The sequence below is a fragment of the Erythrobacter donghaensis genome, from assembly GCF_002155425.1.
GTDB classification, from domain to species: Bacteria; Pseudomonadota; Alphaproteobacteria; order Sphingomonadales; family Sphingomonadaceae; genus Erythrobacter; species Erythrobacter donghaensis.
This window is the reverse complement of sequence record NZ_MUYG01000008.1, coordinates 196,397-217,531: the sequence shown is the minus strand read 5'-3', so window position 1 is coordinate 217,531 and position 21,135 is coordinate 196,397. Positions and strand designations below refer to the sequence as shown.

Below are 21,135 nucleotides of genomic sequence, written 5' to 3'. Positions count from 1 at the left end.
GAAGCTCGCCGAGGACGAACGCGCGGATGCGCGTTCGCAATCACACCTTTTCCCTCGTCAGCTCCCGGTCCGCCTGCAGTCTGAACCACCCATGCACCAGCACGATGGCGCACAGGGCCACGATCAGCCCGAAGCCCAGCCAGTCCGAATGGCCATAGAGCCACACGCCCAGCGCCGGGGCGTAGATGTAGCTCGCCCCCGCCAGCGACGCGACGATACCGCTCGCCTGCCCCTGCTCGGCGCGCGTCACCGCGAGCGAGGTGCCCGCGGTGGTGCCCGGGCGGAACAGCCCGAAGCCCAGTGAGGCGATGGCATAGCCGAGCGCGATCAGGTGAAGATCGCCCGCGATGGCGAGCAGCACTGTCCCGAAAGCCGCGGTGGCGATCCCCCACAAGGTCGCCGCGCGCGGGCCGAGATCGAAGCGCGGGATCAGCCCCCATTGCGCCAGCAGCGTGGCGATCGCACCGCTCATCAGCACCAGCCCCACCGGCCCCGCGCCCTCGGCGGGCGTGTCGCGCAGCCCCAACCGGTCGAGCACGAGAAAGCCCGCAATACCCAGCACCATCGCCTGCGCATGGCCGCCGAACAGCCCCGCGAAGACCCATGGACGCAGCCGCGGATCGCGCCAGCTGAGGCGCGGCGGGGGCGTGCCGTCCTCGGCCTCGCTGGCTTCCTGCGGATCGACAGGCGCGCCCGATCCGCTCGAATAGGCGACCGCCTGTCCGCGCGCGGCGAAGCGCGGCTCGTCATTGGGCAGGCGCAGGCGCAGCAGGACGAGCGCGGCCAGCCCGATCAGGGCAAAGGCAAGGAAGGGGCCCGTCAGCCCCAGCCCGAGGAAGGGCACCACCATCAACGGGGCAAGCGCGGGGCCGATCACCGTGCCGAGCCCGAAGCTCGACGCGATTAGCGAGAGCGCCTGCGTCCGCTGCGCGCGCGGCGTGCGGGAGGCGACATAGGCCTGCACCGCAGGCGGCGCGGCGCTGCCGAAGCCGCCATAAAGGCTGCGCGCGGCGGCGAAGGCGATCAGCGCCCACAGCGCCGACATCCAGCCTGCGAGGCCCGCCCACAGCGCCGCGCCGCACAGCACGAAAGAGGTGATGAAGCCGGTCAGGCCGAGCGCCATCATCGCCTTGCGCCCGCGCTGGTCCGATCGCCGCGCCCAGAACGGCGCGCACACCACCCAGAGCAGCGCCGACCACGAATAGGCGAGGCTGATCCACACGTCCTCGACCTGCAACGCCGTGCCGATCGAGGGCATGACCGATTGCATCGCGGTGTTGCCCGCCGCGGTCACCAGCATCACCATGAACAGCAGCGCCATGCGCGCCGGCGGGATCGCGCCGGTGGAGGCAGCGGGCGCGCTCAGCTCGTGGTCGTGGCCAGGGTGACTGTCGGCCATCGCCGTGCTTGCCCCGCGCGTCGCTATTCGAAAACGTCGGCGACGCGCTCGGGCGAGGGCCCGGCGAGCTGGCGGTAGATCGTCACCGTCACGGTGAGAAAGATCACCGCCATCAGCGCGCTCACCAGCGCATCGATCACCGCGCCGCCGATCGTCGCCACGCTGCCGCCGATTGCCGACAGGATCAGCGTCACCACCGCCGAGACCAGCCCGAGGATGACCGCGATCACCAGCAGCAGCAGCAGGATGAAGGCGAAGATGCGCAGGCTGTTGCCCTTGGTCAGCTGCCACGACCGCCCCATCGCCGCGAGCGGGTTCAGCTGCCCCTCGATGGCGATCACCGGGCCGATCAGCGACAGCTTGATCATCGCATAGACGATCAGCACCACCGCGAGCAGCGCTGCCAGCAGCCCCACCGCCGGCCCGCCGAATGCCGAGAGTACCCCGAGCGGAATGCCGATCGCGAGCGAGGCGCCGATCACGGTCAGGAACTGCGCGGCGAGATAGGACGGCAGGCTCTTGACCCCGGTCGCCAGCGCCTCGCCCACGGTCGGGTGCCCGCGATCGGTCAGCAGCGCGAAGAGGCTCATTGAGCCGAGGAACTGCACCGCCAGCACCGCCAGCAGCAGCGGCCAGTTGGCGGCATAGATGGCGGTCATCTGGTCCATCATCGCCTGCATCACCAGCTGCGGATCGGCATCGGGCGGCGCGGTGGGCTGGGGCGGGTTGGCCAGCTCGGGCACCAGTAGCGCGCTCGCCATCGCGGGCAGGAAGAAGAACAGCCCGGCAATCGCACTGAGCGTGTCGCGATTGGCGCCCATCAGCGCGGTCGCCTGAGTCCAGGCGGCTCCCATGTCGAGCTTGCGGTTTGCCATGTCGGATCCCTTTCATCGCGAGGTGCGTGTCGCGCAATCGCCTCTTGATCTCGCCGCTCAATGCCCCCACCGATGCGCCATGGCAAGCATTGCTCCTGCACCCGGCCCCGGCTTTCCGATCGAATGGCGGCGCGAGGCTGCGCCCGTGCCCTATGCGCAGGCGCTGGCGGAGATGGAGGCGCGCAACACCGCCGTGCATGAAGGCCGCGCGGCGGAGCTGGTGTGGCTGCTCGAACACCCGCCGGTCTACACCGCGGGCACCAGCGCGGACCCAGCCGAACTGGTCGATCCGCGCTTCGAGGTGGTCGAGGCCGGACGCGGCGGGCGCTATACCTATCACGGGCCGGGCCAGCGGATCGGCTATCTGGTGCTGAACCTTGCGGAGCGCGGGAAGGACGTGCGCTGCTTCGTCCACGCGATCGAGGGCTGGGTAATCGCCACGCTCGCGCGTTTCGGGGTGGAAAGCTGGCGCGCTGAGGGCCGTGTGGGCATCTGGACGCGAGATATCGACGGCAGCGAGGCCAAGATCGGCGCGATCGGCGTGCGCGTGCGGCGCTGGGTGACGATGCACGGCTTTTCGGTCAATCTCGACCCCGACCTTGCGCATTTCGGGGGGATCGTGCCCTGCGGGATCGCCGAATATGGCGTCACGTCGCTGGCGCGACTGGGCCTCAGCGTGTCGGCCGAGCAATGGGACGACGCCCTGATGGCCACGAGCGACGATTTTCTTGACGCGCTCGATGCTGCCGCCAAAAGGGCGTGCCGATGATCCGCCTTGCGCCTCTTGCCTGTCTGGCCCTCGCCCTCGCAGCCTGTGGGGATGAGGCCGCGCCTGCTGCCAAGCAGGGCGGCGCGGCGTCGGGTGAGGTGCTGGACGGATCGATCTCGGACGCGATGATCCCGCTCGATCAGGTCACCTCGCAAGCCCCGCTCGCACCGCGTCAGGCCGCGCCGGTGGGCGATGTCGATGCCGAGCAGCCCGATGTCGAGCCAATGGCGGGCATCAATGACGCGCCGCCAAGCGAAGGGGCCGAATCAGCCCCCGCCGCCCCGGCCCCTGCCGAATAATCTGATCCGTCACCCGCTGCCGCTGTGAATGCGGAAATTAGTGGCCGCAATCGGGCGGGAAGGCGTCAAGCTCGAGTCGCCGCTAGTAGGCGGTCAACTGGTTGACCAAACATGTGGAGGGTTGATCCCGGCCCTATCGAACTTCCAATCGCTCAGTGGGCCGGTCCAAAAAGGGGTGGAAACTCTACCCGGGGATGTGGATCCCGCAGAGTTTATTGCCGTCAGGGTCGCGCACGTAGGTCAGGTGGATCGTTCCCATCGCAGACTCTCGCGGGCCGGGAGCGTCTTCGATCGACGTTCCGCCGTTGGTTACGGCCACATCATGAAATTGCTGAACTTGTTCGGGCGAATTGCACGAGAAAGCAACCGTAGCCCCGTTCGCCACGGTGGCAGGTTCATCGTTGATCGGCTGAGTGACGATGAAGTTTGTTCCGCCCGGGTTCGGGTAGAAGAGGCGCATATGCCCGCTTCCGGCAATATTGTTCATCGGCTCTGGCATTCCCAGAACACCCAGAACCGCGTTGTAGAACTGACGCGACCGCTCAATGTCGTTGGAGCCTACCATTGTGTGGAACAGCAATCTCTTTCTCCCTATCTTTTCGCGGACGCTTGTGGGGGCAGTGGGAGATCAGAGCAAGCGGCGAGTTGCGAGCCATGGCATTGAACACCTTTGGCCGAATGGGCGGAAAGTTCCGACTACAGCGGTTCCGGACCCGATGAACATGTGGCCGCTTTCAGAAAGTCGCCGCTCGCAAGCCGACGTCCGCAACGGGGTCGAAACCCGAACGACCGCTTTTGCCCCGGCAGCGCCCGAAGCGGACGCTGCCGAGGGCTTGCGCCTTACTCCGCCGCCTCAGCCTGTTCTTGTTCCAGCGTCGGGTAGTCGATGTAGCCTTCGGGGATCGGGAAGTACCAGCTCTTGGGCACGTCCTTGTTGGGGTTCCAGTGCGCGCCCGCGGCGATCCGCTTGTCGAGATCGGGGTTGGAGATATAGGGCCGCCCGAAGCTCACCGCATCGCACTTGCCCGCCTCGATATCGGCGACGGCTTCCTCGGCGGTGTAGTCCGAATTGAGGATCAGCGGGCCGGAATAGATCTTGCGGATCAGCGGGCTCTGCTTGGGCACGTCGGTGTTGCCGAAGGTGCCGTCCGGCCCCGGTTCACGCAGTTCGACGAAGGCGAGGCGCAGTTCCTCACACACCTTGGCGGCGGCGCCGAAGGTCGCAGGCGGGTTGCTGTCGTCGGTCCCTTGCGAATCGCCATTGGGCGACAGGCGGATGCCGACGCGGTCCGCGCCCCACACGTCGATCAGCGCTTCGAGCACTTCACGCATGAAGCGGGTGCGGTTTTCGGGGCTGCCGCCATATTCGTCGGTGCGCAGGTTGGTCTTGTCGCGTAAGAACTGGTCTACGAGGTAGCCGTTCGCGCCGTGCAGCTGCACCCCGTCGAAGCCCGCCTTCTTGGCGTTTTCGGCGGCGCGGCGGTAATCGTGGATGGTGCGGCGGATGTCCTCCAGCGTCATTTCGCGCGCTTCGGCATAGGGCTGCTTGCCCTGCGGGGTGTGCGCTTCGCCCGGCGCGGTGGTGGCGCTGGCGGAGAACGGCGGCTGGCCATCGAGGAACACCGGGTGGACGATCCGCCCCATGTGCCACAGCTGCATCACGATCAGGCCGCCTTCCTCGTGCACCGCCTTGGTGATCGGCTTCCAGGCTTCGACCTGCTCATCGCTCCAGATGCCGGGGGCGCTCGGCCAACCGAGGCCTTCGCGGCTGATGCCGGTCGCTTCGGTGAGGATCATCCCCGCGCCGGCACGCTGGCGGTAATAGGTCGCCATCATGGCGTTGGGCACGAACATCGGCTCGGCCGCGCGGCCGCGGGTGAGCGGGGCCATGTGAATGCGGTTCTTGGCACGGAGCGCGCCCATCTGGAGCGGCTGGAACAAGGCATCATGCATGTGTGGGTAATCCTTCAGCGTCGGTTGCGATTGGCTATCCAATTGGGGGGCGCGAGGCTAGGGCGCAAGCATGGAAAATGAGGGTGCGGGCAAAGCAGAACTTGTCGGCGAACGCGCCCCTCCGGCGGCATGGCTGCTGCTGCTTGCGCTGATCGGCGGCAATGTCGCGCTCGCGATCGGGCCGTGGTTCGTGCGGGTGGCGGACACCGGCCCCGTCGCCGCCGGGTTCTGGCGGCTGTTTCTGGCGCTGCCCTTCCTCGTGCTGCTGGCCCGCGCCAACGGCCAGCGGCTGACGGGAATGCCCGCCACAACGCTGGCGCTGGTGGCCTTGGGCGCGGTGACCTTCGCGCTCGATCTCGCCAGCTGGCACATCGGTATCGGGATGACCCGGCTGGGCAATGCGACGCTGTTCGGCAATGCCGGGTCGATCGTGCTCTTGTTCTGGGGCTTTCTGGTCGCGCGCACCCTGCCGGGGCGGCTGGAGTGGCTGGCGATCATCTTCGCGCTGACCGGCGCGGCGATCCTGTTGGGCCGCTCGTTGGAGATCAGCCACGAAACGCTGGTGGGCGACTTGTTCAGCGTGACCGCGGGGCTGCTATATGCGGTCTATCTGCTGACGTTGCAGGGCGCGCGCGGACAATTCGGATCATGGAGCCTGTTGGTCTGGGTCAGCCTGTTCGGCGCGCCGGTGCTGCTGGCCATCGCGCTGCTGCTGGGCGAGCCGGTGTGGCCGACCGACTGGACGCCGGTGATCGGCCTGTTCGTCTGCAGCCAGTTGATCGGGCAGGGGCTGATGGTCTTCGCGCTCAAATATTTCCCGCCGCTGGTGGTCGGCCTCGCGCTGCTGACCCAGCCGGTGGTCGCCTCGATCTATGGCTGGCTGGCGTTCGGCGAGGTGCTCTCCCCACTCGATATCGTCGGCATGGTGCTGGTCGGCGCGGCGCTGGCGGTGAGCAGGGCTAGGGCGAAATAGCCTTCATCGTCACCCCAGCGAAGGCTGGGGCCTAGGGCGACTAAGCGTTGATCGTGAGGAAAAGATCATCCCAAGACGGGTTCTGCTTCTCGATCGCCTCGATCTTCCACATGCGCTGCCAGGCCTTGATCGCTTTCTCGCGAGCAATGGCGTCCTCGATTGTGGGGTGGTGTTCGATATAGACCAGCCGGGTGCACTTGTAACGGGAGGTGAAGGCCCCGCCTTTACCCTCGCGGTGCTGCATGATGCGTGCCGGAAGGTCACTGGTGACGCCGGTGTAGAGCACGCCGTAGCGCTTGTTGGTCATGATGTAGATGTAGCCGCCGCGCTCCATCGCGATGGCTTATCACAGGGCCGCCCTAGGCCCCAGCTTTCGCTGGGGTGACGAAAGGCGAACAAGGCCCTGACCCGCTCCAACCCATGACAGCGAGATTGGCACAGCCGCGCGCGCCTAACCGCCCGCTGCCTCGATCGCACGATACCGCGCTTCGACCATCGCGAGATCGGGGCCGACCAGCGCCGTGCCGGCCTGTTCGAACAGCAGCGCGGCCTCGCGCATCAGATCGGCGCGGCGGGTCTCGTCGTTGAGGACCTGCGCGGCATTGGCGATGGTTTCCAGCGCCACCATGGCCGCCAGCGGGCTGGTCGCCACGCCGCTGCGCATCGAGCCGAAGCCGCGGCGCACATAGTCGGCAAAGGTGACCACGCGCCGCATCACGCGCTGCCCCGCCGCGCTCTCGTCATCGCCGCTCTGGTGGTCGAGGTCGCGTTGCCCCAGTTCGGCGGTGGCGGCGCCCAGCCAGTGCATCGCGGTGATCGCGGTGAAGGGGTCGTTGATCCCCGGCGACAGCGCGCGCAGGCCGATCTCGACCAGCTCATCGACCAGAAACCGCAAGTCCTGATCCGAGGTCCGCATCCCGCCCAGCATGAAAGCGTCGCGCGCCTTGGCGGAATCGAACGGCGCGCCCTCTTCCCCATCCTCATCGCGCGTCCAGCGGGCCAGCACCATGCCGGGATGGACGAAATCGCCGGTGCGGCAGTCGAGCGTGATCCGCGTGGCCGTCGCCGCGGCCAGCGTCGCGAGCGCATCGAAGCTGATCGACTGGACATAGCCCGTGTGGGTGGCGGTGATCGGCGCGCCCTCGGCATCGCGGGCGGGCGCGGGGGCCGAGGGCTTTTCGGGATAGACCTCGCGAATATCGTCGATCAGCCGCTCTCCGATGGTCTGGAGCACGGTGTGGATGCGGATCGAGGATGGGATGTGGTGCAGGAAATAGACCAGCGTACCGACCGAGACGATGATCAGCCCGTAGGCGATCAGCAGTGACAGGTTGGGCACGAAGGAGGTCAGCTCCAACACCTCGCCGTTGAAGCCAGTGGTCTTCGCGCCGTCGTGCCTGATGGTGCGCAGCACGTTCACGCAGAACACGAAGGTCGCGATGAAGACCGCAAGGCTGACCTTATTGCCGCGATCCTCCATGAAATTGTTGAGCAACCGCGGGCCATAGGTGCCGCTGGCATAGGCGACCGCGGCAATGGTGATCGAGAACACGGTCGAGGCAACGCCCAGCATCGCGCCCGCCACCAGCACCAAGATGTCCGATGCACTGTCGGGCCCGGCCAGCTCCATCAGGCCGATTTCGGCGAGCCATGCGGTGTTGGTGGTGCGGTCGAGATGCAGCGTCGTCAACGACAGCGCAAAGGCGCCGATCGCCAGCACCGCCGGGTAGAACCAGTAGCTGCCCTTGAGAGTCAGCCACCAAAGCCTGATGCGCGCGGTCATGTGAGTGTTCCCCAGTGTCCGGGATTGTGCCAGCCGCGCCCGTGGCGGTGCGGATCAATCGCCCGAAAAGGCGGTCTTGTTTTTGTGGTGCTACATCGCGGGCGCAGCCAAGTTGCTAATAACACCTGTCTGGAATACCTCTTGCCGTCAGTTGGTCATAATGTCGACAAAGCCGCCGCACCATTTGAGGAGCGTAGTAAATGACAGCCCGAGGCCCCAGCTTTCGCTGGGGTGACGCGTTAGGAAAGCTGGTGCCACAACCACACCACGTCATGCCAGCGAAAGCTGGCACCTAGGGCGGCATGCGCCACGGCCACGGCACTGGCGCAATAGATGGTCAACGCTATCAAGCCTAAGCGCGGCTGGTCTGCCTTGATGAAGGCGCGGACGATTTCTGAGATGTGCTTCATGCGCCCAATCTACCGGGCCACTGAATCGCTTGCTATTCCGCTTCCCTAGCTTGGGAATTCGCTCTAATCCCCTGAAAACGCGACCCTGCCGAGATCCCCCATGCCGACCGTGCCGCTTGCCATCTCGAGCATCCGGTCGAGGCTGCGCTTGGCTTTCAGGCGGATGCCTTCCTCGATCTCGATCTGCGGTGAGAGGTCGCGCAGCGCGATGTAGAGCTTCTCCATCGTGTTCAGCGCCATGTAGGGGCAGATGTTGCACGAGCAGTTCCCGTCCGCACCCGGCGCGCCGATGAAGGTCTTTTCGGGCAGAGCCTTTTCCATCTGGTGGATGATGTGCGGCTCGGTCGCGACGATCAGGGTGTCTCCGGGGAAGGTCTTGGCGAAGTTCAGGATGCCGCTGGTCGAGCCGACATAGTCCGCGTGGTCGATGATCGTTGGCGGGCATTCCGGGTGCGCGGCGATCGGCGCATCGGGGTATTGCTCCTTGAGCTTGAGCAATTCGGTCTCGGAGAAGGCTTCGTGCACGATGCACACGCCGGGCCACAGCAGCATTTCACGGTTGAACTTGCGGCTGAGATAGCCGCCCAGGTGCCGGTCGGGGCCGAAGATGATCTTCTGTTCGGGCGGGATCTGCGCAAGGATCGTCTCGGCGCTGGAACTGGTGACGATCACGTCCGAAAGCGCCTTCACCTCGGTCGAACAGTTGATGTAGGTCAGCGCGATGTGATCGGGGTGGGCTTCGCGAAAGGCGCGGAATTTCTCGGGCGGGCAGGAGTCTTCAAGGGAGCACCCGGCGTCCATGTCGGGCAGGATAACGGTCTTCTGCGGCGAGAGGATCTTGGCGGTGTCGGCCATGAACTTGACCCCGCAAAAGGCGATCACGTCCGCATCGGTCGCCGCCGCCTTGCGCGACAATTCGAGGCTGTCGCCCACGAAGTCGGCGATGTCCTGAATGTCCGGCGTCTGGTAGTAATGCGCGAGGATCACCGCGTTCTTCTCCTTGCGGAGGCGGTCAATCTCGGCCAGCAGATCGGTGCCGGTGGGGTTGCGGGTCAGCAGGCTCATCGTCTCAGTCCCCATAACATCAGGAGCCGCCGATATAGGCACTGGCCCACGTTTTTCGAGCGAAAAGCGTGTCAGTAGCGGCAGAGATCCTCGCACGCCGTGGTCGCCATCGCGGTTGTCACCAGCGCGGTCGTCGCCAGCGCATCGGCATCCTGCGTCGCGGGCAGTTGGTCGATCGTAGCGGTGACATAGGCGCGCAGTTCGGGCGTCAGCGCGGCGGCGAGGGGATCGGCGACCTCGGCCAGATAGGTGCTCAGACGCGCCTTGTTGGCGGGCGTGGTGGCCGGATCGCGCAGCGCCATCGTGAAGCCGATCAGCGTCTGCGCGCCGCCCTGCCGCATCTTGCGCGCGCCATCGATGCGGATGGGCGTGCGTTCGGCCTCGGGCAAGCCGGCGAGAAACGCCGACAGCGTCGGGAAGTGCTTCACCATGCAGCGCAGCCCACCCGCCGAAAGCACGGTAACCGCGTCCTGATAGCGCGCGGCATTCTGCAACTGCAGCGTCTGAAGCTGGGCGGTGAAGGTCTGGATTTCTGCCGCGGACGGCGGCGCGGCATCGGCCGGGCGGCGCAGCGCCGAAGCGCCGTCGAGCACGTGCCGCACCGACAGGCGGTTGAGCGGCTCGCAAACGGATTCGAAGGTGGCGAAGCCATCGAGCGGGAAGGCGGGCGTGCCAAAGGCGTCCAGCGCCTGCTCGATCGCGGCAAGATCGGCGGCATTGGCGGCGGCATCGGTGGTCGCGATCTCAAGCCCGCTTTCGACCGGGCCGAGCCTTTGAGTGAGCGAACCGACAGCCGCCGTGAAGGCCTGCTGCGGGCTCTCCTGTGCGGCGAGCGGCCCGCAGGCCAGTATGACCAGTGCAGCGGCCAGCCCCGCCTTGAGTGTCGTCTTCATCATTCTGCGCCCTTCCCGATGTGCCAGATATCGCCTGCCATAGCGGCCAGCCCGCGCTTTTCCAGATCGATGAGGTGCGCGGTGACGCTCATTTCGGCCGCCCCGATCAGGCGCGGGTCGAGGCCCTTGTACATGGCGGGGATGAAGTCGCTCACGGGCCGCGCAGCCTCGCCCAGCAGGCGCAGGATCTGGTTCTCGCGCTGGCGGCGGTGGCCGATCATGCCGCGGACGAGCTGCTTCGGCTTCTCGATCGCCGCGCCGTGGGCCGAGTGATAGCGCACATCATCGCGCGCCATCAGCTTGTCGAGGCTCGCCATGTAATCGCCCATGTCGCCATCGGGCGGGATGACGACGCTGGTCGACCAGCCCATCACGTGATCGCCGGTGAACAGCGCGCCGCTCTCCTCCAGCGCGAAGCACAGGTGGTTCGAGGTATGCCCCGGCGTGGCGACGGCGGTGAGCGTCCAGCCGGTGCCGCGCATCCCCTCGCCATCTTCGAGCACGCGGTCGGGGGCGTAGGTCGGATCGAAAGCTTCGTCCGAGCGCGGCCCCCATTTCTCCAAAACGTCCACCGCCAGCACCAAAGGCGCGCAGCCGACGATCGGCGCGCCCGTCCGCTCGGCCAGCGGCGCGGCGGCGGGGGAGTGGTCGCGATGGGTGTGGGTGCACATGATCGCAATGACCTTGCGCCCCGCAATCGCGGCGAGGATCGCCTCGATATGGTCGGGATCGTTCGGCCCCGGATCGATCACCGCGCAATCCGGCCCCGTCGCCTCGCCCACCACATAGGTCTGGGTGCCGGTAAAGGTATAGGGCGAGGGATTGGGCGCGAGCACGCGGCGCACCAGCGGTTCGACATCATCGGCAAGGCCGGTGGGCCAAGGCTGGGGAGGGATCGTGACCATGGGGTTCATTTGGGCCTGTGCTTCCTTGTCGGCAACCCCCGTCCCGGGCCTGACCCGGGACCCCGCTGCTTTTTTGGATGGGGCAAGCGGGAAGGAAGCTGGGCCCCGGGTCAAGCCCGGGGCGGGGAGACGCATCTCGACTTCGTGCTCCGAGCGCGGCTAGGAGACAGGAAAAGAGAGAGGGTTCCCTATGTCTGATTACATCCTCGTCCTCGACGAAGGCACCACTTCCACCCGCGCGATGCTGTTCGCGAGTGACGGCGTGCTGGTCGCCAGCGCGCAGGCGCCGCTGAAGCAGCATTACCCGCAAAGCGGCTGGGTCGAGCACGATCCGCGCGAAATTTGGGACACAACCCTCGCCTGCGCGCGCGAGGTGCTGCCCAAGGCGGGCGGGGCGGCGATGATCGCCTGCATCGGTATCACCAACCAGCGCGAGACCGTGGTGGCGTGGGATCGCCAGAGCGGCGAGCCGCTCACCAACGCCATCGTCTGGCAGGACCGCCGCACCGAGCCCTTCTGCATGGCGCTGCGCGAGGCGGGGCATGAGGCCGGGGTGCAGCAACGCACCGGGCTGCTGCTCGACCCCTATTTCTCGGGCACCAAAATGCGCTGGATGCTCGACAACGTTCCCGAAGTGCGCGCGGCGGCGGACAAGGGCACGCTCGCCTTCGGCACGGTCGAGAGCTGGCTGACATGGAAGCTCACCGGCGGGGCGGCGCATATCACCGATGCCAGCAACGCCAGCCGCACGCTGTTGATGGGGCTGGAGGACGCGCAGTTCGATGAGGGTCTTTGCGATCTCATCGGCGTGCCGTTGTCGGCGCTTCCGGGCGTGGTCGACATGGCCGGGCCGCTCGCCATGTCCGATCCGGCGCTGCTGGGCCGGGCGATCCCGATCACCGGGCTGGCGGGCGATCAGCAGGCGGCGACCATCGGGCAGGCGTGCCTTGCACCGGGCCAGACCAAGGCGACCTTCGGCACCGGGGCCTTCGTGCTGACCTGCAACGGCGAGACGATCCCGCGTTCGACCCATCGCCTGCTCGGCACGGTGTTGACCCAGATCGAGGGTGCGCGCACCTATGCCATCGAAGGCTCGGTCTTCGTCGCGGGGAGCCTGGTGCAGTGGTTGCGGGATTCGCTCGGCATCGTCGAGGTCGCCGCCGAGACCGAGGCGCTGGCGCGCTCGATCCCGGATGCGGGCGGCGTGGTGATCGTGCCCGCGCTCTCCGGCCTCGGCGCACCGCACTGGCAGGCCGAGGCGCGCGGCGTGATCGCGGGGCTCAGCTTTGCGAGCGGCAAGGCGCAGCTCGCCCGCGCGGCGCTGGAGGCGATGGCGCACCAGACCCACGACCTGTGCGCCGCCTTCACCGCCGACGGCGCGCCGTGGGAGACGCTCCGGATCGATGGCGGCATGGCGGCTAACGACTGGATGGCGCAGGACCTCGCCGACATGCTGGGCGTCACGGTCGAGCGGCCCGGCTTTGTCGAGACGACGGCGCTGGGCGCGGCGATGCTGGCGGCGGCGGGCGCGGGGCTCTACCCCGACCTCGCCAGCGCGGCGCAGGCAATGCGCGGGCGGCTCGCGACCTTCGCACCGGCGATGGAGGATGCGGTCAGGGACGCAAGGCTGGCGGCGTGGAAGAAGGCCCTCGCTGCCGCGTAGTCCCTAACCGAACCTTCCCAGCTCCCGCCCAATCCGGTCTTGAAAGGCGCGCGCCGGGGAGGTCATTTCGAAATGCTGGCGCCATGCCTCGTCCAGCCGGGCGATGCGCTGGTGGAGCTTTTCGGTATCGGCGATCAGCTCGCGGGTCTCGGGCTCCAGCAGCGCCAGCTGCGCCTCGTCCGAGCCGCGATCGGGCGGCAGCGCGCCGTGCAGACGCACCTGATTTTCGCTGAGCTCGCCCGAAAACAGCGCCCGCTGGTTGAGCAGCCAGGCGAGCACGTGCATCATCCGGGTGGTGGTCTTGAGGCCTTCCGTCGACAGCGCGAGACGCGCGAAAGCGTCCTCACCCGCCAGCGGTTCGCGGACGCCGGCCGCGAACACCGCGCGCACCTCGTCCGCCAGAACGAGCGCCTCGGAGTAGAGCGCCTCAATGATCGGGCGCGAAAGACTGGTGGTGCGAGCCATGTCGCACATGCCTACGCTTGGCCGACGCGGGCCGCCATATGACTATGGTTACTTTCCAAGCAATTTTCACATCCGTCCCTTCCGGGAACAGAATTGATGGGTTGTTAAGGATGAATCGCGTCAGTTCCTCCCTGTCCCGCAGGGATGGGGAGGTGGCAGACGCCGCAGGCGGCTGACGGAGGGGCAAGCGCCAACAGGAATGACCCCTCCGAGCGACGCCTGACGGCCTCGCCCACCTCCCCATTCGTTCCGAACGGGGAGGGACTGGAAGGGTTACGCGATAATATCGGGCAGCAGCGTGTCCTCGATGATCGCGATCTGGTCCTTGAGGCGCAGCTTGCGTTTCTTGAGGCGGGCGATCTGGAGCATGTCGGCTGACGCGCTCCCGCGCGCGGCCTCGGTCAGCGCGGCGATTGCGGCGTCGAGGTCGCGGTGCTCGGTCTTGAGCAATTCGAGCTTTTTCCGCAGCTCCTGCTCGGTCATCGTCGGCTGTCTTCCTTCGCGTGCGTTCGCGGGGCCTGTGACCCGCCCCAATGCAGGCTCCCGCTACGCGTTCCCGCACAGCTTGGGTAGATGGCACGCGCACAAATCTGGGGCCGATCCTATCACGGTTCGTCCTGCGTAATGGCGATTGCATCGATTTACGATCCGTCAGGGCTTTGCAAGCTAGCCTTGCTGTGGTTCTTTCGAACCTGCGGCTCGACCGCATCCTTGGCCGAGTCGCCTGCACGGGGGCATTCCCCCGCTTTTGACAGGAGAACGCCTTATGGCATCATCAGCCGTGTTGTCTCACCTCCATGCCCTTCAGAGCAAGCACGCCGGCCTCGAAGCCCGGCTGCGCGACGAAATGGCCCGGCCCGTGCCCGACACCGCAATGATCCAGTCACTCAAGAAGCAGAAACTGCGATTGAAGGAAGAAATCGCCGCGCATTGACGGCGTAACGTGATGGCGCGCGGCGCAGCAGCGATCTGCGCCATTGCAGGTTAGCGGTGTCCTCCGTAAACCTGCAGGCCATGACCGCCGCTGCCGCCGCCCGCCAGATCCTCACCCGCCTGACCGATGTCATGGCCTCGCGCATGCACGCGCAGGGCAAGCTCGATCAGGTGGTCGAGATCATCGGCGAGTGCCTGTCGAGCGAGGTCTGCTCGATCTATCTGCTGCGCGAAGGCATGCTCGAACTCTTCGCCACCCGCGGCCTCAACCAGAGCGCGGTGCACGTCACCCGCATGGGCGTGGGCGAGGGCCTGACCGGCGCGATCGCCCAGAAGGTCGAAACGCTCAACCTCGCCGAGGCCAAGGCCCATCCCGACTTCCTCTATCGCCCCGAAACGGGCGAGGAAAAGTTCCACTCCTTCGCCGGCGTGCCGATCGTCTACCGCGAACGCGCGGTGGGGGTGCTGTGCGTCCAGCATGTCGAACCGCGCCGCTACGAAGAGGTCGAGATCGAGGCGCTCCAGACCACCGCGATGGTGCTTTCCGAACTGATCGCCAATGCCGAACTGGTCGATGAAGAGGAAGCCCGCGGCCTGACCGCCGAACAGTCCGGGCCGCAGACGCTGACCGGCCTCACGCTGGTCAAGGGGCTGGGCGCGGGCGTGGCGGTCTATCACCAGCCGCGGGTCGAGATCACGCAGGTCATGGCCGAGGACACCGAGGCCGAGCGCCAGCGGGTCTACCGCGCCTTCGACCGGATGCGCGAGCAGATCGACACGCTCGCCAGCCAGGCCGAATTCGGCGCGGGGGGCGAGCATGAGGAGGTGCTCGAGACCTACAAGATGTTCGCTTACGACGAAGGCTGGTCGCGGCGCATCAACGAGGCGATCGACAGCGGCCTCACCGCCGAAGCTGCGATCGAGCGGGTGCAGCAGCACACCCGGATGCGGATGCGCGAGATCGACGATCCGCTGCTGGCTGACCGGATGCACGATCTGGAGGATCTGGCGAACCGCCTGATCCGCATCGTCGCAGGGCAGGTCGGCACCGCCGCGTCGCAGGGGCTGCGCAAGGACACCATCCTCATCGCCCGCAACCTCGGCCCGGCCGAGCTGCTTGAATACGACAAGCGGCGGCTGAAGGGCGTGATCCTCGAGGAAGGCTCGCTCACCGCACATGTGGTGATCGTCGCACGGGCGATGAACGTGCCGGTGATCGGGCGCATCAACAATGGCAAGGGCGGGGGCGTGCGCACCGCGATCCGCGAGGGCGACGAGATACTGCTCGACGCCAGCGCGGGGAGCGCCATCGTGCGCCCGCTGCCGCAGGTCGCCGAGGCCTTTCAGGCGCGCTTCGCCAAGAGCCGCGAAAAGCAGGCGGCCTACGCTTCGCTACGCGATGTCGAGCCCTTCACCCGCTGCGGCACCCGCATTCAGGTGATGATGAACGCCGGTCTGCGCGACGATATGACGTCGCTGGCGCTGACCGGAGCCGACGGGGTGGGCCTGTTCCGCACCGAGTTCCAGTTCCTCGTCTCCGCCACCCTGCCCCAGCGCGAGCGCCAGACGCGGCTTTACCGCGACGTGCTCGAGGCGGCGGGCGATAAGCCGGTGATCTTCCGCACGGTCGATATCGGCGGCGACAAGTCGGTGCCCTATCTCGCATCCGAGATCGCCGCGCAGGACGAAAACCCGGCGATGGGCTGGCGCGCGCTGCGCCTTGCGCTGGAACGCGAAGGGCTGATGAAGATCCAGGCGCGCTCGCTGCTCGAAGCGGCCGCCGGGCGCTCGCTTTATGTGATGTTCCCGATGGTCAGCGAACCGTGGGAGTTCGATGCGGCCAAGGCGGTGTTCGACGAACAGCTCGCTTTCCTGCGCAACCAGAAGAAGCTGCTGCCCGAGCGGATCAATTTCGGCGCGATGCTGGAAGTGCCTGCTTTGGCCGAGGTGCTCGACATGCTGCTGCCGCGCCTCAGCTTTCTGTCGATCGGGACGAACGACCTCACCCAGTTCCTGTTCGCCGCCGACCGCGCCAATCCCAAGCTGGCCGAGCGTTACGACTGGCTCAGCCCTTCGATCCTCAGGTTCCTGCGCCGGGTGATCCAGAATTCGGTCGGCTCGGGCGTCGATATCGGCGTGTGCGGCGAAATGGGCGGGCGGCGGCTGGAGGCGCTGGCCCTGATGGGGATCGGTTACCGCCGCCTCTCGATCACGCCCGCTGCGGTCGGCCCGATCAAGGAGCTGGTGCGCAAGGTCGACCTTGCCGAACTCACCGCCGCGATGACCGGCTGGCTGGCCGATCCCGCGATCAGCCTGCGCGCGCAATTGTCGGGCTGGGCCGATGAGCGCGGGATCGAGTACGATTAAGGCGAGCCTTGCGGAGAAGCGTGGCCACAACACGCCCACCCGATGCGGCAACGCTTGACAGAAATCACCTGAACGGGTGAGTCCCGTTCAAGGACAATTCACGCAAACACTCACACAACAGCCTCGCAAGAAGGCGCGGACCCGGGTCATGGACAGCGAAGAACCAAACAGCGCAGACACTGCGCCAGAACTGCCCCTTGCCGGGCCGGGGGCAACCTTGCGCCGCGCGCGTGAGGAACAGGGCTTCGACATCGCGCATGTCGCTGCGCTGACGCGGATCCCGCGCCGGCATCTTGAAGCGATCGAGGCCGACGATTTCGAAAGCCTGCCCAGCCGCGCCTATGCGATCGGCTTTTCGCGCACCTTTGCGCAGGCGGTCGGGCTCGATCCGGCAAAAATTACCGATGCGGTGCGCGCCGAATTGGCCGACGGGTCAATGCGCCGCGTGGTGCCTTCGGCAACGATGGAGCCGGGCGATCCGGCGCGGCTGCCGTCGTCCGGTCTGGTCTGGGCGATGGGCGCGGCGGTGCTGGTCTTCGCGGTCGGGGCCTTTGCCTTCTACAACAGCTATTTCGGCGCGGGCAGCGTGCCCGGCTCGCTGATCGAGCCCGAGGCGACCGCCAGCCCCGCGCTGGTCGCAGCCGCACCGTCCGCTGCGCCCGAGGCGGCGGCGGGCGGCGCAGTGGTGCTGACCGCGCTGGAGGAAGGCGTTTGGCTGCGGCTCTATGAAGAAGGCGGCGAGCGGCTGGTCGAGCGCACCCTGAAGCAGGGCGAGACGATCACGGTTCCCGCCACCGCCACCGATCCGCGCATCAACACCGGCCGCCCCGATGCACTGGGGCTGACAGTCGGCGGGAAGGACGTCGCGCGATTGGCCGACCGTCCGGTGACGATCGCGGGCGCGCCGGTTTCGGCGGCAGCGCTGCTGGCGCGGGCTCCGACGCCCGCTGCCGTGCCGAGCGCTGCGCCGGTCGCCACCGGCGCGCAGGCTCCAGCGCTCCGCCCTGCTGCTTCGCAAACTGCCGCTGTCAGGACCACGCCCGTCTCCGCGTCTGTCAGCGAACGGGCCTCCGCGCCTCCATCTGAACCTGCGACAGCGCCCGAGCCTGCCCCGGCGGGCGAGCGTTAATCCTTTTCCCGTTGATTAGGGGGTCTGCCGCTCTCGACTTGCGCGGCGGCAGGGGGCAGGGATTCCGATGATATTCATGTGGCCTGCGCCACGCCATGCGGCCATAGCCAGGGAGCCCGACGCACCATGACCCAACCCTCGCGAAACCTTCCTCTGCGACTTGTCGGCGCCGCGCTGATCGCCGCGACGCTCGCACCGCTGCCCGCCGCCGCGCAGGACAGCGCTGCCGAAGCCCGGCTGCGCAAGGTCGAGGCCGAAGTGCGCGCGCTCCAGCGCAAGGTCTTCCCCGGCGGGGACGGGCGCTTCTTCGAGCCTCAGATCGCACCCGAAACCACCCCGGCGACCACGCCGCAGACCGCCACCGGCGCGCCATCGACGACCGCGGTGACCGATATTCTGGTGCGCCTCGATGCGCTGGAAGGGCAGTTGCAGCGCCTCACCGCGCGGTCGGAGGAACAGGCCAACGCGCTCTCCCAGATGGAGATGCGGCTGGCGGCGCTGGAGACCGCGGCCAATGCCCCGCTCAGCACCGCTCCGGCGCTTCCGGCGGCGGGGGTGACGACACCCTCGATCTCTGCGGCGCCCGCACCCGCGCCGCTCCCCGCTGCGCGACCGCCGGTGCAGACCGTGGCGGCACCGCCACCTGCGCAGACCACGCCGGTTGCTGCCCCGTCACCCGCGCGGCTGGCCGCGGTGCAGGCGATCACCAAGCCGCAGACGGCGGACGCGGGGGATGACGAATATTCCTACGGCTTCCGCCTCTGGAACGCCGGGTTCTTCCCCGAAGCGCGCCAGCAGCTCCTGAAGTTCGTCGAGCAATATCCCAACCATTCACGCATCAGCTTTGGTCGCAACCTGCTGGGCCGCGCCTTCCTCGACGACAAGATGTATGACGAGGCGACGCGCTGGTTCCTCAAGAACTATCAGGCCAACAAGAACGGCGACCGCGCGCCCGACAGCCTGCTCTATCTCGGCCAGACCCAGATCGCCAAGGGCGACATGCCCAAAGCCTGCATCGCGCTCGCTGAATTCGCGGCGACCTATCCGCTGATCGCTACCGGGCGGCTGGCTGACGAATACAAGACCAGCGTCGCCAAGGTGAAGTGCAGCTAGAGGCCGCCGTCCGCCGCTTTGTCGCCGACCTCGCAGCGCTCTGGCCCGAGGATGAGCGCGACGGAGCGCTGGGGCTGGCGGTCTCGGGCGGGCCGGATTCGCTCGCGCTGCTGCTGCTCGCCGCCGAGGCCCTGCCGGGGCGGATCGCGGTCGCCAGCATCGATCACGGCCTGAGGCCCGAGGCGGCGGATGAGGTCGCGCTGGTCGGTCGCGTGGCGGCGGAGCGCGGCATTCCCTTCACGCCGATCAGCGTCCGGCTCGCTCCCGGCAATCTTCAGGCCGAAGCGCGCCGCGCGCGCTATGCCGCGCTGGCGCAATGGGCGGGCGCCGAGGGGCTGGGCGCACTCGCCACTGCGCACCATGCCGACGATCAGGCCGAAACCCTGCTGATGCGCCTCAATCGGGGGAGCGGGCTGGCGGGCCTCGCCGGAGTGCGCGCCGCCACGGTGATTGAGGGCAGCGCGATCCCGCTGCTGCGCCCGCTCCTCGGCTGGCGCAAGGCGGAGCTGGCGGCGGTGGTCGCGGCTGCCGGGATTGTCCCCGCACAAGACCCGAGCAACACCGACCCCGCCTATGACCGCGCCCGGCTGCGCGCCGCGCTGGCCGATGCGGACTGGCTCGACCCGCTCCAGCTCGCCGCCAGCGCGGGCCATCTGGCCGAAGCGTGGCAGGCGCTGGGCTGGTATGCCGAACTCGACTGGCACGAGATGGTGATGCGCGAGGAGGGCGACAGCACCGCGCCCGGCTTCAGCTATTGCGCCAACGCGCCGCGGATCATCAGCATCGAGACGATCCTCAGGATCATCCGCGAGCTCGGCGGGCACGCCACCCGTGCGGAGGCCGCGCGGGCATGGGACCGGCTGTGGGCGGGAGAGAACGCCTCACTGGGTGGGGTGATGGCGGTGCCGGGGGTGGAGCGGGTCGAGAAAGTCGGTGTGCCAATGCGCGTCTGGCGCTTCCGGCCGGAACCGGCGCGGGGGAGCGTGAACTAGACCGTTCATGCTGAGCCTGTCGAAGGACCGTTCTTCTTTCTTGCGCGGCAATGCCGCCAAAAGTGAGGTGCAGCCCTTCGACAAGCTCAGGGCGAACGGTATTCCGTCTCCAATCACATCACCTTGTCGCCGACCCCGATCATCTTGCCGCGCGTAATGATCACCTTGTCGCCGCGCTTGGAAGCCGCAAACAGCTTGGCGGCGAATTCGTCCGGCACCCCGATGCAGCCGTGGCTGGCATAGCCGTTCAGCACCGGCGAGCCGTGGATCGCGATCCCGTCCCAGGTCAGCCGCAGCGTCCAGGGCATCGGCGCGTTGTTGTATTTCTCCGAGATATTGTCCTTCTCCTTGGTCAGGATCGGGAAGGTGCCGAGCGGTGTAGGGTGCCGCTGGGTGCCGAGCAGCGCGACAGCGGTGCCGATCTCGTGCCCGTCGCGAAAGGCGCTGATCACGCGCGCGTCGAGGTCGACGGTGATCACCAGCTTGCCGGTCTTGGGCGCGGCGCTTTCGTCCCAGAACCAGTCGCCGTAGCGGATCGAACCTTCGATCGGCAGGATCGACTTGATCACGAAAGGATCGTCGCTGGTGAGTGCCGCCGGTGTCGGCGCGGCGACGGCGGGGGCTTCGACAAGCGGCTGCACCGCCGGGGCGGGGATCATCCGCACCGCCGGGCCGCGCGGGGCCTCGGCCTCGGCCTCGGGTTCGGGGGCGATGTCGGGTGTGGAGAACGCCGAAGCGGCGGTCGGCGGCGGCAGCCCGGCATAGACCGCAGCGGCATCGTCGGCCGGGTCCATCGCCAGATCGGGATCGACCTCTTCGAAGGTGCGCTGCGCCTGCGCGGTGACCACCTCGGCGGCATCGGCCGCGCGGTCGGCATCGGATTGCGCCACCGCCGCAGCGGGCAGGGCAAGACAGACGAGCGGGAGAGCGAATGTGCGGATCATGGGCTAAGGTTATGCCGTGTTAGCCGCGTTACCGCCAGAGGCTAACACCTCCGCGTCCCTTGGCGGCACGGTGGCGGGGGAGGGGTTAACGCAAAAGGGCGCCGCTTTCCTACAGCCGCGCCATGCGGCTATCGCTGTGCGCTGCTCTTTGCCATCGTCGATCCTCACCCCTTTGCCTCTGCGTCCGGCGCGCGCAACAAAGGCC

The 21,135-nt window shown here is 67.4% G+C and carries 22 protein-coding genes; 9 read left to right on the top strand and 13 right to left on the bottom strand.

Going from position 1 to position 21,135, the window contains the following annotated elements; translation table 11 throughout:
- Positions 1-40: 40 nt before the first annotated feature.
- Positions 41-1,399: an MFS transporter gene (locus tag BZF59_RS05565; protein ID WP_086607256.1), complete on the bottom strand. Its 1,359-nt coding sequence runs from the start codon at positions 1,397-1,399 to the stop codon at positions 41-43.
- A 23-nt stretch (positions 1,400-1,422) separates the two neighbouring features.
- Positions 1,423-2,274, bottom strand: a complete 852-nt coding sequence (locus tag BZF59_RS05560; RefSeq protein ID WP_086607255.1) for a DUF7847 domain-containing protein — start codon at positions 2,272-2,274, stop codon at positions 1,423-1,425.
- Positions 2,275-2,353: 79 nt separating this feature from the next.
- Between BZF59_RS05560 and lipB the strand changes: the two genes are divergently transcribed.
- Both lipB and BZF59_RS16335 read left to right on the top strand, forming a co-directional pair.
- On the top strand, positions 2,354-3,043 hold the full coding sequence (gene lipB, locus BZF59_RS05555) for a lipoyl(octanoyl) transferase LipB (RefSeq protein WP_211277355.1): 690 nt from the start codon (positions 2,354-2,356) through the stop codon (positions 3,041-3,043).
- Positions 3,040-3,342, top strand: a complete 303-nt coding sequence (locus BZF59_RS16335; RefSeq protein WP_211277354.1) for a hypothetical protein — start codon at positions 3,040-3,042, stop codon at positions 3,340-3,342. Before lipB ends, BZF59_RS16335 begins: the two co-directional genes overlap by 4 nt.
- 184 nt (positions 3,343-3,526) lie before the next feature.
- Here the strand turns inward: BZF59_RS16335 and BZF59_RS05545 are convergent, their stop codons facing one another.
- Together BZF59_RS05545 and BZF59_RS05540 are read right to left on the bottom strand one after the other, a co-directional pair.
- Positions 3,527-3,922 (bottom strand): VOC family protein, encoded by a 396-nt coding sequence (locus tag BZF59_RS05545; RefSeq protein ID WP_086607253.1) that lies wholly within the window; start codon positions 3,920-3,922, stop codon positions 3,527-3,529.
- Between the two features lie 260 nt (positions 3,923-4,182).
- The gene (locus BZF59_RS05540; RefSeq protein ID WP_086607252.1) at positions 4,183-5,295 is read right to left on the bottom strand and encodes an alkene reductase; all 1,113 of its coding nucleotides are present in this window, start codon (positions 5,293-5,295) and stop codon (positions 4,183-4,185) included.
- Positions 5,296-5,365: 70 nt separating this feature from the next.
- Between BZF59_RS05540 and BZF59_RS05535 the strand changes: the two genes are divergently transcribed.
- Positions 5,366-6,268: a DMT family transporter gene (locus tag BZF59_RS05535; RefSeq protein ID WP_086607251.1), complete on the top strand. Its 903-nt coding sequence runs from the start codon at positions 5,366-5,368 to the stop codon at positions 6,266-6,268.
- A 40-nt stretch (positions 6,269-6,308) separates the two neighbouring features.
- Here BZF59_RS05535 and BZF59_RS05530 read toward each other — a convergent pair whose 3' ends face one another.
- The 6 genes from BZF59_RS05530 to BZF59_RS05510 all read right to left on the bottom strand — a co-directional run bounded on the left by BZF59_RS05530 (position 6,309) and on the right by BZF59_RS05510 (position 11,324).
- Positions 6,309-6,602: a GIY-YIG nuclease family protein gene (locus BZF59_RS05530; protein ID WP_086607250.1), complete on the bottom strand. Its 294-nt coding sequence runs from the start codon at positions 6,600-6,602 to the stop codon at positions 6,309-6,311.
- Positions 6,603-6,719: 117 nt separating this feature from the next.
- The gene (locus BZF59_RS05525; protein WP_086607249.1) at positions 6,720-8,051 is read right to left on the bottom strand and encodes a DUF2254 domain-containing protein; all 1,332 of its coding nucleotides are present in this window, start codon (positions 8,049-8,051) and stop codon (positions 6,720-6,722) included.
- A gap of 239 nt (positions 8,052-8,290) precedes the next feature.
- A complete protein-coding gene (locus BZF59_RS16205) occupies positions 8,291-8,461 on the bottom strand; it encodes a hypothetical protein (RefSeq protein ID WP_158094277.1) in 171 nt (56 codons plus the stop codon).
- A 63-nt stretch (positions 8,462-8,524) separates the two neighbouring features.
- Positions 8,525-9,526, bottom strand: a complete 1,002-nt coding sequence (nadA, locus tag BZF59_RS05520) for a quinolinate synthase NadA (RefSeq protein WP_086607248.1) — start codon at positions 9,524-9,526, stop codon at positions 8,525-8,527.
- Between the two features lie 71 nt (positions 9,527-9,597).
- The gene (locus BZF59_RS05515; protein ID WP_143738099.1) at positions 9,598-10,422 is read right to left on the bottom strand and encodes a hypothetical protein; all 825 of its coding nucleotides are present in this window, start codon (positions 10,420-10,422) and stop codon (positions 9,598-9,600) included.
- Positions 10,419-11,324: an MBL fold metallo-hydrolase gene (locus BZF59_RS05510; protein ID WP_086607390.1), complete on the bottom strand. Its 906-nt coding sequence runs from the start codon at positions 11,322-11,324 to the stop codon at positions 10,419-10,421. The genes BZF59_RS05515 and BZF59_RS05510 overlap by 4 nt, the downstream gene beginning before the upstream one ends.
- Positions 11,325-11,514: 190 nt before the next feature.
- Between BZF59_RS05510 and glpK the strand changes: the two genes are divergently transcribed.
- The gene (glpK, locus tag BZF59_RS05505) at positions 11,515-12,987 is read left to right on the top strand and encodes a glycerol kinase GlpK (RefSeq protein ID WP_086607246.1); all 1,473 of its coding nucleotides are present in this window, start codon (positions 11,515-11,517) and stop codon (positions 12,985-12,987) included.
- Between the two features lie 3 nt (positions 12,988-12,990).
- Here the strand turns inward: glpK and BZF59_RS05500 are convergent, their stop codons facing one another.
- Both BZF59_RS05500 and BZF59_RS05495 read right to left on the bottom strand, forming a co-directional pair.
- The gene (locus BZF59_RS05500) at positions 12,991-13,452 is read right to left on the bottom strand and encodes a DUF1465 family protein (protein ID WP_086607389.1); all 462 of its coding nucleotides are present in this window, start codon (positions 13,450-13,452) and stop codon (positions 12,991-12,993) included.
- A 273-nt stretch (positions 13,453-13,725) separates the two neighbouring features.
- Complete coding sequence (locus tag BZF59_RS05495; RefSeq protein ID WP_017666379.1) at positions 13,726-13,935, bottom strand: DUF465 domain-containing protein; 210 nt, start codon at positions 13,933-13,935, stop codon at positions 13,726-13,728.
- A 283-nt stretch (positions 13,936-14,218) separates the two neighbouring features.
- Here BZF59_RS05495 and BZF59_RS05490 point away from each other — a divergent pair, with 283 nt between their 5' ends.
- From BZF59_RS05490 to tilS, 5 genes are all read left to right on the top strand, one after another.
- Positions 14,219-14,386 carry a YdcH family protein gene (locus BZF59_RS05490; RefSeq protein WP_086607245.1) on the top strand — a complete coding sequence of 56 codons (168 nt, stop codon included), beginning with the start codon at positions 14,219-14,221 and terminating at the stop codon, positions 14,384-14,386.
- A gap of 80 nt (positions 14,387-14,466) precedes the next feature.
- The gene (ptsP, locus tag BZF59_RS05485) at positions 14,467-16,752 is read left to right on the top strand and encodes a phosphoenolpyruvate--protein phosphotransferase (protein WP_086607244.1); all 2,286 of its coding nucleotides are present in this window, start codon (positions 14,467-14,469) and stop codon (positions 16,750-16,752) included.
- 148 nt (positions 16,753-16,900) lie between these two features.
- The gene (locus tag BZF59_RS05480) at positions 16,901-17,881 is read left to right on the top strand and encodes a helix-turn-helix domain-containing protein (RefSeq protein WP_086607243.1); all 981 of its coding nucleotides are present in this window, start codon (positions 16,901-16,903) and stop codon (positions 17,879-17,881) included.
- A 126-nt stretch (positions 17,882-18,007) separates the two neighbouring features.
- Entirely contained in the window at positions 18,008-18,994 is a 987-nt protein-coding gene (locus BZF59_RS05475) for a tetratricopeptide repeat protein (protein ID WP_086607242.1), read from the top strand.
- Positions 18,985-19,986, top strand: a complete 1,002-nt coding sequence (gene tilS, locus BZF59_RS05470) for a tRNA lysidine(34) synthetase TilS (RefSeq protein WP_086607241.1) — start codon at positions 18,985-18,987, stop codon at positions 19,984-19,986. Before BZF59_RS05475 ends, tilS begins: the two co-directional genes overlap by 10 nt.
- Positions 19,987-20,099: 113 nt before the next feature.
- On the opposite strand, the gene BZF59_RS05465 is transcribed toward tilS, so the two are convergent.
- On the bottom strand, positions 20,100-20,930 hold the full coding sequence (locus BZF59_RS05465; RefSeq protein WP_086607240.1) for a L,D-transpeptidase family protein: 831 nt from the start codon (positions 20,928-20,930) through the stop codon (positions 20,100-20,102).
- Between the last annotated feature and the right edge of the window lie 205 nt (positions 20,931-21,135).